Raw genomic sequence first — 19,078 nt, forward strand, 5'->3', positions numbered from 1 at the left:
TGCCTTCCGCTAGCACTTCCCCTTGCCGGGCGTGCAGAGGACTTCCACCTCCAAGTCGTCCAGTTCACCACCACAGTGAACCGAACAGCGCCAGTCACGGCGCTACGCGCCATGCCTGGCGCACCCAAAAGAAAAGGGCCTGCATTTCTGCAGGCCCTTTCGGTATGGCGCACTCAGGAGGATTCGAACCTCCGACCGCCCGGTTCGTAGCCGGGTACTCTATCCAGCTGAGCTATGAGTGCGTGTGGTGCTTTTTGACCAGATCACCTCTGGTTTTTCCAACCATCCGGGGCATGCCGAAGGTTCGGAAGATGGCGCACTCAGGAGGATTCGAACCTCCGACCGCCCGGTTCGTAGCCGGGTACTCTATCCAGCTGAGCTATGAGTGCGTTGTGGGCGCGCATTATAGGGAATTTTCAGCCTTGGTCAACTGTTTTTTCGAGAAGTTTCAATAACTTATCGATCTTACCGCTGACCGCCCTACAACACAGAATATGGCGGAGAAGGGGGGATTCGAACCCCCGACACCCTTTTGAGGTGTACTCCCTTAGCAGGGGAGCGCCTTCGGCCACTCGGCCACCTCTCCGCAACACGGGGCGCATGATATCCATGTTTTCCCCGTTTGCAAAGCAAAAAATGCAGAAAAATTAGTGGCTTGGTTCCTGGTCTTTCTCTTTCTGTATGCGCTGGTAGATTTCTTCGCGATGCACGGCAACCTCCTTGGGAGCATTGACACCAATGCGCACCTGATTACCTTTCACGCCAAGCACGGTCACAGTGACATCGTCACCCACCATCAGGGTCTCTCCGACCCGGCGAGTCAGAATCAGCATTCCTTTCTCCTTACGGATTCGTTTCGGGACAACAGTCTGCAAAAAAGAAATGGTTACGGCCCCGGCACGGAATTGCCGCTGGAGCTTACACCCAAGTATTGACCAGCCCCGGCAAAAGGAAAGTTCCGCCGTAGCGGCCAAAAACGACAAAAGGCGCGGGATGAGCCGCGCCTTTTGGAAATTGCCTTACTCGCCCTGTCGAGACGGGGCGTCCAGCTCGAATGCGGTGTGCAGTGCGCGAACCGCCAGTTCGAGGTACTTCTCTTCGATCACAACGGAAACCTTGATTTCCGAGGTGGAGATCATCTGGATGTTGATGGTTTCCTTGGCCAGGGCCTCGAACATGCGGCTGGCAACGCCCGCGTGGGAACGCATGCCGACACCGACGATGGAGACCTTGGCGATCTTGGTGTCGCCGATCACTTCACGGGCACCGAGCTCGTTGGCGGTCTGTTCCAGCACGCGCAGGGCGTTCTGGTAGTCGTTGCGGTGCACGGTGAAGGTGAAGTCGGTGGTGTTATCGTGCGCGACGTTCTGCACGATCATGTCGACTTCGATGTTGGCGGCACTGATCGGGCCCAGGATCTTGAATGCCACGCCGGGAATGTCCGGCACGCCACGGATGGTCAGCTTGGCTTCGTCGCGGTTGAAGGCGATGCCGGAGATGATCGGCTGTTCCATGGATTCCTCTTCATCAAGGGTAATGAGGGTGCCCGGACCCTCCTGGAAGCTGTGCAGCACGCGCAGCGGGACATTGTATTTGCCGGCGAATTCCACCGAGCGGATCTGCAGCACCTTGGAACCGAGGCTGGCCATTTCCAGCATCTCTTCAAAGGTGATCTTGTCCAGGCGCCGGGCCTGGGGCACCACACGCGGGTCGGTGGTGTAGACGCCATCTACATCGGTGTAGATCTGGCACTCGTCCGCTTTCAGCGCTGCAGCCAGGGCCACGCCGGTGGTATCGGAACCGCCACGGCCAAGGGTGGTGATATTGCCGTGCTCATCCACGCCCTGGAAGCCGGCGACCACGACCACGCGGCCGGCCTTGAGGTCGGCACGGATCTTCTGGTCGTCGATCTGCAGGATGCGCGCCTTGTTGTGGGCGCTGTCGGTGAGAATGCGCACCTGGTTGCCGGTGTAGGAAACCGCCGGCACGCCGCGCTTGATCAGTGCCATGGCCAGCAGGGCGATGGTGACCTGCTCGCCGGTGGAGACCATCACGTCCAGTTCGCGCGGTACCGGCTGCTCGCTGATCTGTTTGGCCAGATCGATCAGGCGGTTGGTTTCGCCGCTCATGGCGGAAACCACGACCACGATGTCATCGCCGCCTTCGCGGAACTTCTTCACCTTCTCGGCCACCTGCTCGATGCGCTCGACAGTGCCGACCGAGGTCCCCCCAAACTTCTGTACGATCAAAGCCATTTCAAAAGCCGCCTAATCCCGTGAAGGGCGCCCATTAAACAATCAACGCAGAACACTGCCAAGGCCCGCCGGGCGTGGGGCGGGCCGCTGGCGGCGGGCCTCAGAGGCCCTGTTCGACGAACGGTGCGGCCAGGGCCAGAGCCTGCTCCAGGGCCGCAGCGTCGGTACCGCCGCCGCGCGCCATGTCAGGACGACCACCGCCCTTGCCGCCAACCGCTGCCGCGGCCTGCTTCATCAAATCGCCGGCTTTGAGTTGGCCGGTCAGGTCCTGGGTGACGCCGGCGACCAGTGTCACCTTGCCCTCCAGCGCACTGCCGAGCAGGATCACCGCACGGCCGAGCTTGTTCTTCAACTGGTCGACCAGCGCCAGCAGCGCGTCGCCGTCCAGTCCGTCCAGACGCGCAGCCAGCACCTTCACGCCTTTCACATCGATGGCGGAAGCAGCCAGGTCGTCGCCAGCGGCGCTCGCCGCCTTGGCCTTGAGCTGTTCCAGCTCTTTTTCGAGCTGACGGTTGCGCTCCAGCAGCGCGGACAGCTTGTCCAGCAGATTGTCGCGGCTGCCTTTGACCAGGCCCGCGGCTTCCTTCAGTTGCTCTTCGGCACCGTTCAGGTAGGCCAGCGCAGCCGCGCCGGTCACCGCTTCGATACGGCGTACGCCAGCGGCCACGCCGCCTTCGCTGATGATCTTGAACAGGCCGATGTCGCCGGTGCGGGACACGTGGGTGCCACCGCAGAGTTCAACGGAGAAATCGCCGCCCATGGTCAGCACGCGGACCTGGTCGCCGTACTTCTCGCCGAACAGGGCCATGGCGCCTTTCGCCTTGGCGGTGTCGATGTCGGTCTCTTCGGTCTCGACTTCGCTGTTCTTGCGGATTTCGGTATTGACGATGTCTTCCAGGGCCTTCAGCTGTTCGGGCTTGATGGCCTCGAAATGGCTGAAGTCGAAGCGCAGGCGCTGGCTGTCCACCAAGGAACCCTTCTGCTGGACGTGATCGCCCAGCACGCGGCGCAGGGCGGCGTGCAGCAGGTGAGTGGCAGAGTGGTTGAGCGCAGTGGCCTGGCGGACGGTGGCGTCGACCTGGGCGGTAACCGCGGCGCCTACGCGCAGGGTGCCGTGATCGACCACGCCGTGGTGCAGGAAGGCGCCGCCAGCCTTGGTGGTATCACGCACGTCGAAACGCAGGCCGCTGGCGGCGATGAAGCCGCAGTCGCCCACCTGGCCGCCGGATTCGGCGTAGAACGGAGTGCGATCCAGGACCAGCACGCCCTCCTCGCCCTCGGCGAGCTGCTCGACGGCCTGGCCGTCCTTGAACAGGGCGATCACCTTGCCTTCACCGTGAGTGCAGACATAGCCGGTGAAATCGGTATCGGCGTCCACCTTGACCAGGGCGTTGTAGTCCATGCCGAAGGCGCTGGAGGCGCGGGCGCGCTCGCGCTGGGCTTCCATTTCGCGCTCGAAGCCGGCTTCGTCGATGGTCAGGCCGCGCTCACGCGCGATGTCGCCGGTCAGGTCGACCGGGAAACCGTAGGTGTCGTACAGCTTGAACAGGGTCTCGCCGGGAATCATCTTGCCCTTCAGGCCGACCAGGTCCTGCTCGAGGATCCTCAGCCCCTGCTCCAGGGTCTTGGCGAACTGTTCTTCCTCGGTCTTGAGCACGCGCTCGATGTGCGCCTGCTGCTGTTTCAGTTCGGGGAAGGCGTCACCCATCTCGGCGACCAGCGCCCCGACGATCCGGTGGAAGAAACTGCCCTTGGCGCCCAGCTTGTTGCCGTGGCGGCAGGCGCGGCGAATGATCCGGCGCAGTACGTAGCCGCGGCCCTCGTTGGACGGCAGCACGCCGTCGGCGATGAGGAAGCTGCAGGAACGGATGTGGTCGGCCACCACTTTCAGCGATGGGGCATCGTCATTGGCGCAGCCGATGGCGTCGGCGGACGCCTTGAGCAGGCTCTGGAACAGGTCGATCTCGTAGTTCGAATGCACGTGCTGCAGCACGGCGCTGATGCGCTCCAGGCCCATGCCGGTATCCACGCTGGGCGCCGGCAGCGGGTGCATCACGCCGTCAGCCGTGCGGTTGAACTGCATGAACACGTTGTTCCAGATCTCGATGTAGCGGTCGCCGTCTTCTTCCGGCGAGCCGGGCGGGCCACCCCAGATTTCCGGGCCGTGGTCGTAGAAGATCTCGGTGCAGGGGCCGCAGGGGCCGGTGTCGCCCATGGCCCAGAAGTTGTCGGACGCGTACGGGGCGCCCTTGTTGTCACCGATACGCACCATGCGCTCGTGGGGAACACCGACTTCCTTGGTCCAGATGTCGTAGGCCTCGTCGTCGCTGGCGTACACGGTGACCCAGAGTTTCTCTTTCGGCAGCTTCAGCCACTTGTCACCGGTGAGGAATTCCCAGGCGTAGTGGATGGCGTCGCGCTTGAAGTAGTCGCCGAAGCTGAAGTTGCCCAGCATTTCGAAGAAGGTGTGGTGGCGCGCAGTGTAGCCGACGTTTTCCAGGTCATTGTGCTTGCCGCCGGCGCGCACGCATTTCTGGCTGGTGGTGGCACGGGTGTAGGCGCGCTTTTCCAGGCCAAGGAAGCAGTCCTTGAACTGGTTCATCCCCGCATTGGTGAACAGCAGGGTCGGGTCATTGCCCGGAATCAGGGAGCTGGAAGCGACACGGGTATGCCCCTTCTCTTCGAAGAAGCTCAGGAAGGCTTCACGGATTTCTGCGCTTTTCATAGGTTCATCCACGGAAACTGCGGCCACGACGGCGGTGCAAATCGTTATCGGCGAAGGGCGGCAAGTGGAAATCGGCGAAAAAGCAGCAGGTTTCAGGAAAATTCCGGCAGTTCCCGCCTGTTTCCAACATTGCACGCGAAACTCGCAGCCGTCTGGCGACAGGCTTACGAATCACCGGCAAAGGGCCGCATTATATCGGCCCTGCGCCAGCGGGATAGTCTCTTTGTGCGATAGAGGGCGGCTATTTGTGCACGTCGCCGGTTCAGACGCGTCGGAACGCGGCGAAAGCCTCGATCACGCAGGTGATATCGGCGGCCTGCACGTCCAGGTGAGTCACCAGACGCAGGCGCGCGGCCGGGCTGACGCGGATGCCTTGCGCAGCGAGGAACTCGGCCAGGGCGCGGGCCTGATCGCCAATTTGCACGTAGACCATGTTGGTCTGCACCGGCTCGATGTCATAACCCAGCTCCCGCAGCCCGGTGCCCAGGCGCTCTGCATTGGCGTGGTCCTCCGCCAGGCGCTCGACCTGGTGATCCAGCGCATAGAGCCCGGCCGCCGCCAGCACCCCGGCCTGGCGCATGCCGCCGCCGACCATCTTGCGCAGGCGCCGGGCCTTGGCGATCAGCGCCGCGCGGCCGCAGAGCACCGCCCCCACCGGCGCACCAAGCCCCTTGGACAGGCACACGGAAACCGAATCGAAATACCGGGTGATCTCGCGGGCATCCACCCCCTGCTTCACCGCCGCGTTGTACAGGCGGGCACCGTCCAGATGCAGGCCCAGGCCGCGACGACGGGTGAGCTCGCGCGCCGCTGCCAGGTACTCCAGCGGCAGGACCTTGCCCTGCATGGTGTTCTCCAGGGCCAGCAGCCGGGTGCGGGCGAAGTGGAAGTCGTCCTGCTTGATGGCGGCCTCCACCTTGCCAAGATCCAGGCTGCCATCGGCCTCGCCCTCGATCGGCTGGGGCTGGATGGAGCCCAGCACGGCGGCGCCACCGCCCTCGTATTTGTAGGTGTGGGCCTGCTGGCCGACGATGTACTCGTCACCGCGTTCACAGTGAGCCATCAGCCCCAGCAGGTTGCTCATGGTGCCGGTCGGTACGAAGAGCGCGGCCTCGAAGCCCAGGCGCTCGGCGAGGCTCGCTTCCAGACGGTTGACGCTGGGATCTTCGCCATAGACATCGTCGCCCAGCTCGGCGCGCTGCATGGCTTCGCGCATGCCGGCGGTGGGTTGGGTGACGGTGTCGCTACGCAGGTCGATCAGGCTCATTCCGGGCTCCTTGGATGGGCGAAGAGCCCGATCCTAAAGCTCGCCGCCAAAGGGGTACAGGTACAGATGGAAAGAAACGCGCAGAACCTGTTCAAGGTCTCGCGGGCCGGAGCCTGCCTTTAATGCAGCGAGGCTGGCGCGCAGCAGAAAGTGGGCCGGTTCTCAGACCTCGGCCGGAACTATCAGTATCCCGGCACGCAGACCGTTCTTCACCCTGGGATTGGGGAAGATGATGCGAGCGCCCTGCTCTTCCACGACCCAGCGGGTGCCGGCGATATCCTCGGCCAGCAGGTAGCCCACGGGCAATTCGCTGAAATTCTCGATATCAGGCGCCAGGTGCAGCTGGAAGGATTCGCTGTGCTTGATGATCTCGCGCGACACCGAGAACAGTTGCAGCCCGTCCAGGCTGTCGCCATCGGTCTTCGGCTCGTTTCCTTCGATCAGCGCCTGCAGACGCGTTTCCAGGCGATCGAGATTGACCTCCTGGTTGCTGCCGAAAGGCCGTGCCTTGCCCAGTTCCAGGGTGAAGGCCTCGGCATCCAGTTGGGCGTAGGTATAGGAGCTGAAGGTGATGCCGGTCTTGTTCTGCAGCAGCACGGCATCGATGCCGGCTTCCCGCAGGCGAGCCAGTTCCTGGCGCGAGTGCTCGCGGCCTTCCACGTAGGGATAGAGGGCGAACTGTTCGATCTTCGAGCCGCGGATGGCGGTGTGCAGGTCGTAGTGCAGGCGAGCGCGATCGGGCTTGCTGAAGAAGGCAGCGGCATAGCGCTCCAGCTCGCCGGCGCGCATGGCTTCGAAGCCGCTGGATTCGGCATGACGGCCATTGAACAGGCGGTTGAGGTCCTGCTCGACGTAACGCTCGCCGCGACGAATGGCTTCGGGGTTGCCCAGCAGGAAGAGAATGCGGGCGCGTGGCTTGAGTTGGCCGCGGGCGATGGCCTGGACCAGGCGGTCCAGGAGTTCGATGGGCGCGGTTTCATTGCCGTGCACACCGGCTGAAAGCAGCAGGTCGAGCCCGCTGTCTTCGGTGGCCGGCGGGGTGACATCCAGCGCCCCCTCGCCCAGCCAGTGCAGGCGCACGCCCCCGGAGGTCAGCTGGATCTTCTCGGTCGGCTCGCGGCCGGCGAGGGTCAGTTCAAGCAGTTTTCCGAGGGCTAGCATCCTGTTACCTCAATGATCGTGATCGCAGTCGGGACCATGGACATGGTCGTCGTCAGCGTCGGCCGGTTCCATTTCCAGCTGCAGGCTGACCAGGTTGGTGGCCAGCGGGCGCAGCAGCAGGTTGGCGTACTCGGTGTCGCCTTCCTCGACGTCCACGCCGATCAGCAGCTGGCCGTTGCCGGCCTGCTGGATCCAGACTTCCTTGCCCTGCCAGACGACGGCAAACCGGGTGCAGGAGGTTTCGAGCTGGGTGCCGTCGGTATCTTCGAGGATGAGTTGCAGGGCGTCGGACATTTCAGGGTTCTCAGTTGAGCTGGAAGGGATAAACAGCGCCCAGTTTAAGGATCTGCGTCAGTTCATCCAATGCCGTCCGGCACTCCACCAGCAATTGCGGGTCGGCCAGGTCGGATTCGCTGAGGCGGTCACGGTAGTGCTTTTCGACCCAGCTGGTCAGGGTGGCGTGGAGTTCCGGGGTCATCATTACCCCCTGGTTCACCGCCGCCAGCTCATTTTCCTTGAGCGCCACGCGCAGGCGCAGGCAGGCCGGACCACCGCCATTCTGCATGCTCTGCTTGAGGTCGAAGACCTTCACTTCGCGGATCGGACCCTGGCTCGAAGTCAGCTCGTTCAGGTAGTTCCAGACGTTGGCGTTGGCACGGCACTCTTCCGGCACGATCAGCAGCATGCTGCCGTCGGCGCGGCTGAGCAGCTGGCTGTTGAACAGGTAGGAGCGCACCGCGTCCTCCACGCTCACCGCGCTGCGCGGCACACGCACCGCCTGGAAACGGCCGCCGCGCTTGCCCAGCTTGCCATCCAGCTCGGCCAGGACCTTGTCGGTCTCGAGGAAGGCATCCTCGTGGTAGAACAGCACTTCGCCATTACCCACCGAGATCACGTCGTTGTGGAACACGCCCTGGTCGATCACCGCAGGGTTCTGCTGAGCGTAGACCACGCCCTCGGCGTCCAGCCCATGGAGACGGGCGATCGCCTGGCTGGCTTCCAGGGTCTGCCGCGCCGGATAGCGTTGCGGGGAGGGGAAGCGGGGGTCGAAGGCGCTGCGGCCGAAGACGAAGAATTCGACACCGGCCTCACCGTAACCCTTGCAGAAACGGGTGTGGTTGGCGGCACCTTCGTCGCCGAACTGGCTGACCGCAGGCAAGGCTGCGTGGTGAGCGAAGAATGTGTCGTTGGCGAACATGGCGCCCAGCACACGACTGGTGGTCGGGTGCTCGATGGAACGATGGAACTTGCAGTTCAGGTTGGCGGCGGTGAAATGCACACGGCCGTCCGCGGTGTCGGCGCTGGAGCTGACGGTGCAGGAGTTGGCAGTCCACATGCTGGAGGCAGAGCTGCAGGCGGCCAGCAGCGGCATGGCTTCCCTGGCAGCCCTGGCGATGACTTGTGCATCGGTGCCGGAGAAGCCCAGGCTGCGCAGGGTGGCGACGTCCTGGCGCTCCTGCGGGGCGAACACGCCCTGCTTGAAGCCCATTTCCATCAGCGCCTTCATCTTACCCAGGCCCTGCAGTGCCGCTTCCTTCGGGTTGGAGACCGCCTGGCTGTTGCTCTGCGAGGCTACGTTACCGTAGGACAGGCCACCATAGTTGTGGGTCGGGCCGACCAGTCCGTCGAAGTTCACTTCATAAGCGTTCACAGGCTGACTCCTGGAGTAAGGGTTGCAGGCAGGGCAAGGGTTTCGCTTTCCAGCGAGGCCACCGGGTAGGCGCAGTAATCAGCGGCGTAGTAGGCGCTGGCGCGATGGTTGCCGGAGGCGCCGACACCACCGAAGGGCGCGCTGCTGGCGGCACCGGTCAGCTGCTTGTTCCAGTTGACGATGCCGGCGCGGCTCTCAATGAGGAACTGCTGGTAGCGCTCGGCGGAGTCCGACAGCAGGCCGGCGGCCAGGCCGTACTGGGTGGCATTGGCTTCGGCGATGGCGGCATCGAAGTCGCGGTAACGGATCACCTGCAGCAGCGGGCCGAAGAACTCTTCGTCCGGACGATCGGCCACGGCGGTCACGTCGAGGATGCCGGGCGTCAGCAGCGCGGCATTTTCCAGCGGCTGGGACATGGCCAGCAGCGCCACTGCACCACCGGCGATCAGATGTTCCTGGGCCTTGAGCAGGTGGCGCGCGGCGTCCAGGGAAATCACCGAACCCATGAAGGGTGCGGGCTGGTCGTCGAAGGCACCGACCCTGATGGTGCTGGCGACACTCACCAGGCGCGCCAGCAGGGCGTCGCCCCAGGCGCCTTCGGGCACCAGCAGGCGGCGGGCGCAGGTGCAGCGCTGGCCGGCGGAAATGAAGGCCGACTGGATGATGGTGTAGACAGCGGCGTCCACGTCCTGGACCTGGTCTACCACCAGCGGGTTGTTACCCCCCATTTCCAGGGCGAGGATCTTGTCCGGACGGCCGGCGAACTGCTGGTGCAGCAGGTTGCCGGTGCGGCTGGAGCCGGTGAAGAACAGGCCGTCGATACCCGGGTTGCCGGCCAGGGCCACGCCGGTTTCACGGGCGCCCTGCACCAGGTTCAGCACGCCAGCGGGCAGACCGGCCTCGACCCAGCATTTCACCGTCAGTTCGGCGACTTTCGGCGTCAGCTCGCTCGGCTTGAAGACCACCGCGTTGCCGGCCAGCAGCGCCGGCACGATGTGCCCGTTGGGCAGGTGGCCCGGGAAGTTGTAGGGACCGAATACAGCCACGACGCCATGGGGCTTGTGGCGCAGCACCGCAGTGGCATCGGCCAGGGGGCCGCTCTTCTCGCCGGTGCGCTCACGGTAGCTCTGGATGGAGATGGCGACCTTGTTGACCATGCTGGTCACTTCGGTGGCCGACTCCCACAGGGGCTTGCCGGTTTCTTCGCCGATGCAGCGGGCCAGCTCGTCGGCATGCTCGCGCAGGGTCACGGCGAACTGCTCGAGAATGGTGATGCGCTCTTCCAGCGGGCGCCGAGCCCAGGCCGGGAAAGCGGCGCGGGCGGCCTTCACGGCTTCGTCCACCTGGGCGGCATTGGCGCCACGGCCCGACCAGACGACCGCCTGGGTGACCGGGTTCAGCGAATCGAAGGCGTCGCCCTGCCCTGCCTGCCAGTTACCAGCGATGAAATGGGTGCTCATTTATACGGACTCCTTGGCCGACAGCGGCACGGCGCGAACCGAGGCGCCGGCAGAGAGTTTCAGACGCTTGGCGGTCAGCGCATCCACCACCAGGGTCCCGGCCGCCAGGCGGGCCGCAGCGGCGGTAATGCGGCAATCTTCGCGCTTGCGGTTGTGGATCAGGAAAGGCGTGGCGTCGTCGCCGGGGGTGCCGATGGCCAGGACCAGGGTCTGGCTGTCGCGCACGGCGCGGATCTTCGACGTTTCGCATTCGATGGCCGGGCCGGCGTCGAAGATGTCGACGTAACCCTGGTAGCTGAATCCTTCCCCTTTGAGCATCGCCAGCGCCGGCTCGGTGTCGCTGTGTACGCGACCGATGACGTTGCGCGCGGCTTCGGAGAGGAAGCAAGTGTAAAGCGGGAATTTGGGCATCAGTTCGGCGATGAAAGCCTTGTTGCCAACGCCGGTGAGATAGTCGGCGCGGGAGAACTCCATCTTGAAGAAATGCCGGCCAAGACTCTCCCAGAACGGGGAAACGCCATTGGCATCGGACATGCCGCGCATCTCGGCGATCACCTTGTCACCGAACAGCTCCGGGAATTCCGCGATGAACAAGAAACGCGCCTTCGACAGCAGGCGCCCCTTCAGACCCGTGCGGTGGCTGGCATGCAGGAACAGCGAGCAGAGCTCGGAATTGCCAGTCAGGTCATTGGCCAGGAACAGGGTGGGGATCTGCCGGTGGATGTGCAGCTCCTGGGAGGCGCTGACGGTCAGGCCGACCCGGTAGTTGTACCAGGGCTCGCGCAGGCCCACGGCGCCAGCCACGGCGGAGATGCCGATGACGGTGCCATCGTCGTCCTCGAGCACGAAGAGGTAATCCGCATCGGCCCGCTCGGCCTCGCCGCGGAATGCCTTTTCCGCCCAGCCGACGCGATGCGACAGGCGCTCCTCATTGGCCGGCAGCGTGGTCAGGCCCGCGCCAGTGCTGCGCGCCAGGTCGATCAGGGCCGGTAAGTCGGCGCTGCGTACGGGACGAACGATCATAGTGCCTCCAGAAAATTCGCTCCCTTCCGTCCGGGAAGGCAGCCGGGGAGAGGGTCGTGCCCTCACCGGCCCCGGCAGGGGCCACCTCCTCCCGGCGGGAGGAGGGTCAAAGACTCAAACCGCGATCAGGCGGACGCTGGCGCCTTCACCGACACCCAGGGCCTCGGCGGCTTCTTCACCGAGCACCACCGGCTTGCCGGGCACCCAGTCGAGTTCGGCGACGATGGCGCGGAAATCCTGCAGCTGGCCGTTGCACACCAGGTACTGGCGGCCGCCATTGCCCTGCTCGCCCAGCTTCACCGGCACCATGCGGCTCTGGGCGATGGAGCGGATGCTCGAAGTGCGGGCGTGGAGGGTCGGGCCACCGTCGAAAATGTCGATGTAGTTGTCGGTCTCGAAACCTTCGCGCATAAGGATGTCGAAGGTGATCTGCGCACGCGGGTGCACCTGGCCCATGGCTTCCTGGGCTTCGTCCGGCAACAGCGGCACGTAGATCGGGTAATGCGGCATCAGTTCGGCGAGGAAGGTGCGGCTCTTCAGGCCGGACAGGCGCTCGGCCTCGCTGTAATTGAGGTCGAAGAAGTTGCGCCCCACGGCATCCCAGAACGGCGACTCGCCGTGTTCGTCGCTGTAGCCGACGATCTCCACCACCACCGCATCGGCGAAGCGCTCCGGGTGGCTGGCCATGAACAGCAGGCGACCACGGGAGTTGAGCTCGGCGACGGGGGTGTTCACCAGGTCGCGCTCGACATAGAAGCTGGTCAGCAGGCTGTTGCCGGTGAGGTCATGGCACAGCGAGAGGACGTGGATCTTGTTGTGGATCTTCAGCTCCCGCGAGGCATGCACGAAGGTCTCGTTACGGAAGCTGTAGAAGGGTTCGGAGAAGCCGGCGGAGGCGACGATCGCCGAGCAGCCCGCCAGGCGGCCGGTGGCGCTGTCCTCGAGGACGAAGAAGTAGCTCTCTTCGCCATTGAAGCTCACCTCGGCAGAGAAGGACGCCTCGGACGCGGCGATCTTCTCGCCCAGCACCTGGGCATCATCCGGCAGGGAAGTGACACCCACGGGGCTATCCGCGGCCAGACGCTGGACTTCAGCGAGATCGGCCATTTGCGCGGGGCGCATCACCAACATGGGGGGTCACTCCTTTTTTCTTGTTGAAAACTCCGAACGAACCCGTGATTCCATCCGGAGAAAAGCCGGGCCCCGATAGCCCGTACTCATGCATCTATTGGTTCCGTCCCTGGGATCGCAGCGCAGCGCTTCCCTGCGCTGCGTCCAGCAGAGGCTTACGCCTGGGTCAGCTTGGCGACGGCGCGCTCGAAGCGGTCGAGGCCTTCGTCGATGTCCGCATCCGGGATCACCAGGCTGGGCGCGAAGCGCACCACGTCGGGGCTTGCCTGCAGAACCATCACGGCTTCCTTCTCGGCAGCGTTCAGCACGTCCTTCGCCTTGCCCTTCCAGGCATCGGAGAGGACCGCGCCGATCAGCAGGCCCAGACCGCGAACCTCGCTGAAGATGCCGTACCTGGTGCCAATGGCTTCGAGACGCGTCTTGAAGCGGTCATGCTTGGCATTGATGCCACTCAGCACTTCCGGGGTGTTGATCACATCCAGCACCGCCTCGGCTACGGCGCACGCCAGCGGGTTGCCGCCGTAGGTGGTGCCGTGGGTGCCAACCGACAGGTGCTTGGCGATTTCGCTGGTGGTGAGCATGGCGCCGATGGGGAAACCGCCGCCCAGGCTCTTGGCGCTGGAGAGGATGTCCGGGGTCACGCCGTAGTGCTGGTAGGCGAACAGGTGGCCGGTACGGCCCATGCCGCTCTGCACTTCGTCGAAGATCAGCAGTGCGTTGTGCTCGTCGCACAGCTTGCGGGCGCCTTCCAGATAGGCCTTATCCGCCGGTAGCACGCCGCCCTCGCCCTGCACAGGTTCCAGGACCACGGCGCAGGTCTTGTCGGAAATCGCCGCCTTCAGGGCTTCCAGGTCGTTGTAAGGCACATGACTGATGCCTTCCATCTTCGGACCGAAGCCGTCGGAGTACTTCGGCTGGCCGCCAACGGTCACGGTGAACAGGGTGCGACCGTGGAAGCTGTTGGTGGCGGAGATGATTTCGTGCTTCTGCGGGCCATAGACGTCATGGGCATAACGACGGGCCAGCTTGAAAGCCGCTTCGTTGGCCTCGGCACCGGAGTTGGCGAGGAACACGCGCTCGGCAAAGGTGGCGTCCACCAGCTTCCTGGCCAGGCGCAGGGCCGGCTCGTTGGTGAAGACATTGGACACGTGCCAGATCTTGTTGGCCTGTTCGGTCAGCGCACTGACCAGCGCGGGGTGCGCATGGCCCAGGGAGTTCACTGCGATACCGCCGGCAAAATCGATCAGCTCGCGACCGGACTGGTCCCAGACCCGGGAACCCTGGCCACGCACCGGAATGAAAGCGGCGGGGGCGTAGTTGGGAACCATCACCTTGTCGAAATCGGCGCGCTCGACCTGCGCATGCTCAACGGACATCAGTTTCTCCTGCCATGAACGGCTAGTGATGAAAGGATTGTAGGGACTGATTCGGGGTTGGCATTGCCGCCATGCGACAACTTCTTACAGCGCCAACCCCGCGAAAACCGGCGCTTATGGAAATGCGACAGAAAGCGTCGGGAAGGCGCAGTTTAAACGCTGATCGCCACCGTCACGCACCCGCAGGGAAAATTTCTCCACGGGGTGACTGATGGGTATCGGAAGACGAGAAAGAAGGAAGTCGTGGGGATTCATTCGCGAAAGGACCCACGGGCCGTTGGCCCTTCGCGAATGAATTCGCCCCCACAAGAACAACCACCCCTTGGGACGGGCAGTGGAGGTGAAGGTCAGCCGCGCTCCGCCACCAGTGCCGGCTGCTGGGCTTCGAAGGGGTTGGCGCCGCGGCGCTGGTTGCGGTCTTCACGCGGGGTGACGCCGAAGAAGTTGCGGTAGGCGCTGGAGAAGTGCGGACCGGACGAGAAGCCGCAGGACAGGCCGATCTGGATGATCGACTTGCTGGTCTGCATCAGCATCTGCCGCGCCTTGTTAAGACGCAGTTCCAGGTAGTACTGGCTGGGCACGCGATTGAGGTACTGCTTGAAGATGCGTTCCAGCTGGCGACGGGAGACGCAGACGTGCTGGGCGATCTCGTCGGTGGTCAGCGGCTCTTCGATATTGGCTTCCATCAGCAACACGGCCTGGGTCAGCTTCGGGTGGCTGGAGCCCAGGCGGTTCTGCAACGGGATGCGCTGGCGCTCGCCGCCTTCGCGGATGCGCTCCACCACCAGCTCTTCGGACACCGCGCCCGCCAGTTCGGCGCCATGGTCGCGGGCCAGCACGGCCAGCAGCAGGTCGAGCACAGCCAGGCCGCCGCAAGCGGTGAGACGGTCGCGGTCCCAGTCGAACAGATGGCTGGTGGCAATCACCCTGGGGAAGCGCTCAGCAAAATCGTCCTGCCAGCGCCAGTGCACCGCGGCGCGATAGCCATCCAGCAGGCCCAGGTGCGCCAGGGGATACACGCCGGCGGAAAGGCCGCCGACCACGCAACCGGTACGCACCGAATGCTTGATCGCCGCGGAAAGTGCCGGAGACAGCTGCGCCGGCGGCTCGTCGGCCACCAGGAACAGGCGCTGCAGGCCATCCAGCTTGCCGGTCCAGGCCTCGCCCGGCAGGCGCCAGGAACCTTCGGCAGCGGGTTCGGCCTGGAGGAAGGAGATCTCGTAAACCACTTCCGGATGCAGTCGCTGGGCGACACGCAGAGCTTCCTCGGCCAGCGCCAGGGTCAGCGCCTTGGTACCGGGCCAGAGGAGAAAGGCGATTCGATGGGCAGTCATGGCAGGCAGCTTAGCAGACCCCGGCAATAGGAAAGAGACTAGGCGAAACAGGGTTTCGAATGCGCTACGGCGGCCCTGGGGCCGCCGCGTCGTGGATCACTTCAAGCTGCCGGAGAGGAACTGCTTGAGGCGCTCGGATTGCGGGTTGGCCAGCACTTCCTTCGGGCAACCGCGCTCTTCCACCAGGCCCTTGTGCAGGAACACCAGCTGGTTGGACACCTCACGGGCGAAACCCATCTCGTGGGTGACCACCACCATGGTGCGGCCTTCCACGGCCAGGTCCTTCATCACCTTCAGCACCTCCCCTACCAGCTCCGGGTCCAGTGCCGAGGTGGGTTCGTCGAACAGCATCACTTCCGGCTCCATGGCCAGGGCACGGGCGATGGCCACGCGCTGCTGCTCGCCGCCGGACATGTGCGCCGGGTAGGCATCCTTGCGATGGGCCACGCCCACCTTGGCCAGGTAGTGTTCGGCCTTCTCGATGGCTTCCTTCTTCGGCACGCTGAGCACATGCACGGGCGCTTCGATCACATTCTCCAGGGCGCTCATGTGCGACCACAGGTTGAAGTGCTGGAACACCATCGCCAGGCGCGAGCGCATGCGCTGCAGCTGCTTGGGATCGGCCGCCTTCAGGCCGCCGTCGCGGTTGGCCACGAGCTTCAGCTCTTCGCCATTGAGGAGGATCTTGCCGCCGTGGGGCTGCTCCAGCATGTTGATGCAGCGCAGGAAGGTACTTTTGCCCGAGCCGCTCGAGCCGATGATGCTGATGACGTCACCGGCCTTGGCCGCCAGGGACACACCCTTGAGCACTTCGTGGCTGCCGTAGCGCTTGTGCAGGTCTTGGACTTCCAGTTTGTACATGGTGGGAACTCTCTGTGCGATTCGTGGGCAGTCAGGCCTTGCGCGGGGCCAGGTAGGCCAAGTAGCGGCGCTCGGCGGCCTTGAACAGGCGCACCAGGATGAAGGTCAGGCAGAGGTAGAACAGGCCGGCGGTGATGAAGGCCTCGAACGGCAGGTAGTACTGCGAGTTCACGGTACGCGCGGCGCCGGTGATGTCGATCAGGGTGACGATCGACGCCAGGCTGGTGGTGTGCAGCATCATGATGACTTCGTTGCTGTACTGCGGCAGGGCGCGACGCAGGGCCGACGGCAGCAGGATGCGGCGATAGAGCTTGGCGCGGGACATGCCCATGGCCTTGGCCGCCTCGATTTCGCCGTGGGGAGTGGCCTTGATGCTGCCGGCGAGGATTTCCGCGGTATAGGCGCTGGTGTTGATGGCAAACGCCAGGCAGGCGCAGAAGGTCGCATTGGACAGGTAGGGCCAGAGCGCGCTCTCGCGCACCCACTCGAACTGGGCCAGGCCGTAATAGATAAGGAACAGCTGCACCAGCATCGGGGTGCCGCGGATCACATAGGTGTAGAGCCACGCGGGGAAGTTCACCCAGGGCTGCTTGGACACCCGCATCAGTGCCAGCGGCATGGCCGCAGCCAAGCCGAGGGCGAGGGAAATGACCAGGAGCTTGAGGGTTACCAGCACGCCGCCGAAGTAGAGCGGCAGGCTCTCCCAGATCACGTTGTAGTCGAAGATCATAGTTCAGCCGCCTTGATGCCCACGGAGTAGCGCCGCTCCATGAAGCGCAGGGCCAGCAGGGAAATGCTGGTCAGCACCAGGTAGAGCGCGGCAACCGCGAGATAGAAGGTGAAGGGTTCACGGGTGGCGTCCGCTGCACTCTTGGCCTTGAACATCATGTCCTGCAGGCCGACCACCGAGATCAGCGCAGTGGCCTTGGTCATCACCAGCCAGTTGTTGGTGAAACCGGGAATAGCCAGGCGGATCATCTGCGGCACCAGGATGCGGAAAAATACCTTGGTCCCGCTCATGCCATAGGCCAGGCCCGCCTCGCCCTGCCCTTTCGGGATCGCCATGAAAGCGCCACGGAAGGTTTCCGACAGGTAGGCGCCGAAGATGAAGCCGAGGGTGAAGACACCGGACCAGAACGGGTCGAGGTCGATGTAGTCCTCGTAGCCGACCATGGGCGCGACGACGTTCACCAGTTGCTGGCCGCCGTAGAAGATCAGCAGGATCAGCACCAGGTCGGGGATGCCGCGAATCACCGTGGCATAAGTTTCGCCCATCAGGGCCAGCCACTTGACCGGGGAAAGCCGGAAGGCCGCACCAATCAGGCCGAGCACCACCGCCAGGGATATGGAAGACAAGGCCAGCAGCAGGGTGAGCCAGGCACCCTCGAGAATGGTCGAGCCGTAGCCGTTGAGCATGGTCAGATCCTCATGCAGCGCGCCGGGTTGCACCGGGCCGCACCGCCACAACGAAAAAGTGGCACAAACCGCAATCTGAAGTTTGTGCCACTTTCAGGGAAAAGCGATTACTCGCCGTAGACGTCGAAGGTGAAGTACTTGTCCTGTACTTCCTTGTACTTGCCATTGGCACGGATGGCGGCAATGGCGGCAGTGATCTTGTCGGCCAGGGCCTTGTCGCCCTTGCGCACGGCGATACCGGCACCTTCACCGAAGTACTTCTGCTCGGTGTAGTCCGGGCCAACCAGGGCGAAGCCCTTGCCGGCATCGGTCTTGAGGAAACCATCGTCGATGTTCACGGCATCGGCCAGGGTGGCGTCCAGGCGGCCGGCGGTCATGTCCAGGAAGATCTCGTTCTGCGAGCTGTAGCGCACCACTTCGATACCGGCGGGTGCGAAGACGTCGGTTGCGTAGCGGTCATAGACGGAAGCGCGCTGCACGCCGACCTTCTTGCCCTTCAGGTCCACCAGCGGGTCATTGATCACGGAGCCGGCCTTCATCGCCAGCTTGACCGGGGTCTGGTAGTACTTGCCGGTGAAGTCCACGGACTTCTTGCGCTCTTCGGTAATGGTCATGGAGGAGAGCACGGCGTCGAACTTGCGTACTTTCAGGGCCGGGATCAGGCCGTCGAACTCCTGCTCGATCCACTGGCACTTGACCTTCATCTCTTCGCACAGGGCGTTGCCGATGTCGTAGTCGAAGCCGGTGATCTTGCCGTCCGGAGTCTTGAAGGCGAAGGGTGGGTAAGCAGCTTCGATACCGATGCGCAGGGGCTTGGCGTCGTCAGCGATAGCAGCCAGCGGCGACAACAGGGACAGCGCCATGGCGCCGAGAAGTGCAATCTTCTTCATGTTATGACTCCTTCAAAGGGATATGGCTTCTGTTGGCAGCGTGACAGTTCGCCCAGACGATCCACGAAATTGTAGAAAGAGTCGTCGTCTTTGCTGGCTGAAGGCCGTAGGCAAAAGGCTCCGACTGAGTGTGCGGCATTCTAGCCACACCCCTGAAGTCGATATTTCTTCAATGCGACAACAAATTACAGAAGGACTGGAGAGGGGGAGAAACAGGATTGACAGGCACGAAGAAAAGTGCAGAAAAGAAAGAGCACAGAACCCCTGAACAAGGCAATTATCGGACCATAAATTCCTGAAGCCTTTTATTTCGCGGCCTGGCGAACTTCATCCTGTTCTTCGGCGCAGAAAAAAGGCCTCGAAAGAGCGCGACTCGTTTCCGATGGAACCAGTTCGGTGCGCCCCGTAACCACGACTGTTACCTGCCCCGCCTCCCCTATCCGGAATCCGATAGGAATTCGGTATTTACCCTTGCAGGCGGATGAATCGCCTCGCGAATTTCAAACCAGCAGAAATGCGAAACCCCGC

The 19,078-nt window shown here is 63.6% G+C and carries 16 protein-coding genes and 3 tRNA genes; all 19 read right to left on the reverse strand.

The window, feature by feature from the left end:
• Window positions 1-165 precede the first annotated feature (165 nt).
• The 19 genes from ACFW0B_RS13020 to ACFW0B_RS13110 all read right to left on the reverse strand — a co-directional run bounded on the left by ACFW0B_RS13020 (window position 166) and on the right by ACFW0B_RS13110 (window position 18,550).
• Window positions 166-242 (reverse strand) — tRNA-Arg (locus tag ACFW0B_RS13020).
• A 70-nt stretch (window positions 243-312) separates the two neighbouring features.
• Window positions 313-389, reverse strand: a tRNA-Arg gene (locus ACFW0B_RS13025).
• A gap of 106 nt (window positions 390-495) precedes the next feature.
• A tRNA-Ser gene (locus ACFW0B_RS13030) sits at window positions 496-586 on the reverse strand.
• A gap of 61 nt (window positions 587-647) precedes the next feature.
• A complete protein-coding gene (gene csrA / locus ACFW0B_RS13035) occupies window positions 648-833 on the reverse strand; it encodes a carbon storage regulator CsrA (protein WP_003283978.1) in 186 nt (61 codons plus the stop codon).
• A 186-nt stretch (window positions 834-1,019) separates the two neighbouring features.
• Window positions 1,020-2,255, reverse strand: coding sequence for an aspartate kinase (locus ACFW0B_RS13040; RefSeq protein ID WP_449148741.1), 1,236 nt, complete (start codon window positions 2,253-2,255; stop codon window positions 1,020-1,022).
• A 100-nt stretch (window positions 2,256-2,355) separates the two neighbouring features.
• Window positions 2,356-4,980 (reverse strand): alanine--tRNA ligase, encoded by a 2,625-nt coding sequence (gene alaS / locus ACFW0B_RS13045; RefSeq protein WP_449148743.1) that lies wholly within the window; start codon window positions 4,978-4,980, stop codon window positions 2,356-2,358.
• A 262-nt stretch (window positions 4,981-5,242) separates the two neighbouring features.
• The gene (gene ltaE, locus ACFW0B_RS13050; RefSeq protein ID WP_449148745.1) at window positions 5,243-6,247 is read right to left on the reverse strand and encodes a low-specificity L-threonine aldolase; all 1,005 of its coding nucleotides are present in this window, start codon (window positions 6,245-6,247) and stop codon (window positions 5,243-5,245) included.
• Window positions 6,248-6,409: 162 nt separating this feature from the next.
• On the reverse strand, window positions 6,410-7,408 hold the full coding sequence (astE, locus tag ACFW0B_RS13055; RefSeq protein WP_449148747.1) for a succinylglutamate desuccinylase: 999 nt from the start codon (window positions 7,406-7,408) through the stop codon (window positions 6,410-6,412).
• A gap of 9 nt (window positions 7,409-7,417) precedes the next feature.
• Complete coding sequence (locus tag ACFW0B_RS13060; protein ID WP_044870573.1) at window positions 7,418-7,702, reverse strand: hypothetical protein; 285 nt, start codon at window positions 7,700-7,702, stop codon at window positions 7,418-7,420.
• A 10-nt stretch (window positions 7,703-7,712) separates the two neighbouring features.
• Window positions 7,713-9,059: an N-succinylarginine dihydrolase gene (gene astB, locus ACFW0B_RS13065; protein WP_449148749.1), complete on the reverse strand. Its 1,347-nt coding sequence runs from the start codon at window positions 9,057-9,059 to the stop codon at window positions 7,713-7,715.
• Window positions 9,056-10,519, reverse strand: coding sequence for a succinylglutamate-semialdehyde dehydrogenase (gene astD / locus ACFW0B_RS13070; RefSeq protein WP_449148751.1), 1,464 nt, complete (start codon window positions 10,517-10,519; stop codon window positions 9,056-9,058). Before astD ends, astB begins: the two co-directional genes overlap by 4 nt.
• The gene (gene astA, locus ACFW0B_RS13075; RefSeq protein WP_449148753.1) at window positions 10,520-11,542 is read right to left on the reverse strand and encodes an arginine N-succinyltransferase; all 1,023 of its coding nucleotides are present in this window, start codon (window positions 11,540-11,542) and stop codon (window positions 10,520-10,522) included.
• Window positions 11,543-11,656: 114 nt separating this feature from the next.
• Entirely contained in the window at window positions 11,657-12,673 is a 1,017-nt protein-coding gene (aruF, locus tag ACFW0B_RS13080; protein WP_449148755.1) for an arginine/ornithine succinyltransferase subunit alpha, read from the reverse strand.
• Between the two features lie 155 nt (window positions 12,674-12,828).
• Window positions 12,829-14,049, reverse strand: a complete 1,221-nt coding sequence (locus ACFW0B_RS13085; protein ID WP_449148757.1) for an aspartate aminotransferase family protein — start codon at window positions 14,047-14,049, stop codon at window positions 12,829-12,831.
• A gap of 347 nt (window positions 14,050-14,396) precedes the next feature.
• Complete coding sequence (gene argR, locus ACFW0B_RS13090; protein WP_449148759.1) at window positions 14,397-15,383, reverse strand: transcriptional regulator ArgR; 987 nt, start codon at window positions 15,381-15,383, stop codon at window positions 14,397-14,399.
• Window positions 15,384-15,479: 96 nt separating this feature from the next.
• Window positions 15,480-16,244, reverse strand: coding sequence for an arginine/ornithine transport ATP-binding protein AotP (gene aotP / locus ACFW0B_RS13095; protein ID WP_449148761.1), 765 nt, complete (start codon window positions 16,242-16,244; stop codon window positions 15,480-15,482).
• A 31-nt stretch (window positions 16,245-16,275) separates the two neighbouring features.
• Window positions 16,276-16,974: an ABC transporter permease gene (locus tag ACFW0B_RS13100; RefSeq protein WP_449148763.1), complete on the reverse strand. Its 699-nt coding sequence runs from the start codon at window positions 16,972-16,974 to the stop codon at window positions 16,276-16,278.
• Window positions 16,971-17,660, reverse strand: coding sequence for an ABC transporter permease (locus tag ACFW0B_RS13105; protein WP_449148766.1), 690 nt, complete (start codon window positions 17,658-17,660; stop codon window positions 16,971-16,973). Before ACFW0B_RS13105 ends, ACFW0B_RS13100 begins: the two co-directional genes overlap by 4 nt.
• A 107-nt stretch (window positions 17,661-17,767) precedes the next feature.
• Window positions 17,768-18,550 carry an ABC transporter substrate-binding protein gene (locus tag ACFW0B_RS13110; protein ID WP_449148768.1) on the reverse strand — a complete coding sequence of 261 codons (783 nt, stop codon included), beginning with the start codon at window positions 18,548-18,550 and terminating at the stop codon, window positions 17,768-17,770.
• Between the last annotated feature and the right edge of the window lie 528 nt (window positions 18,551-19,078).

The sequence above is a fragment of the Metapseudomonas phytobenefica genome, assembly GCF_043392685.1.
In the GTDB taxonomy this organism is placed as follows: domain Bacteria; phylum Pseudomonadota; class Gammaproteobacteria; order Pseudomonadales; family Pseudomonadaceae; genus Metapseudomonas.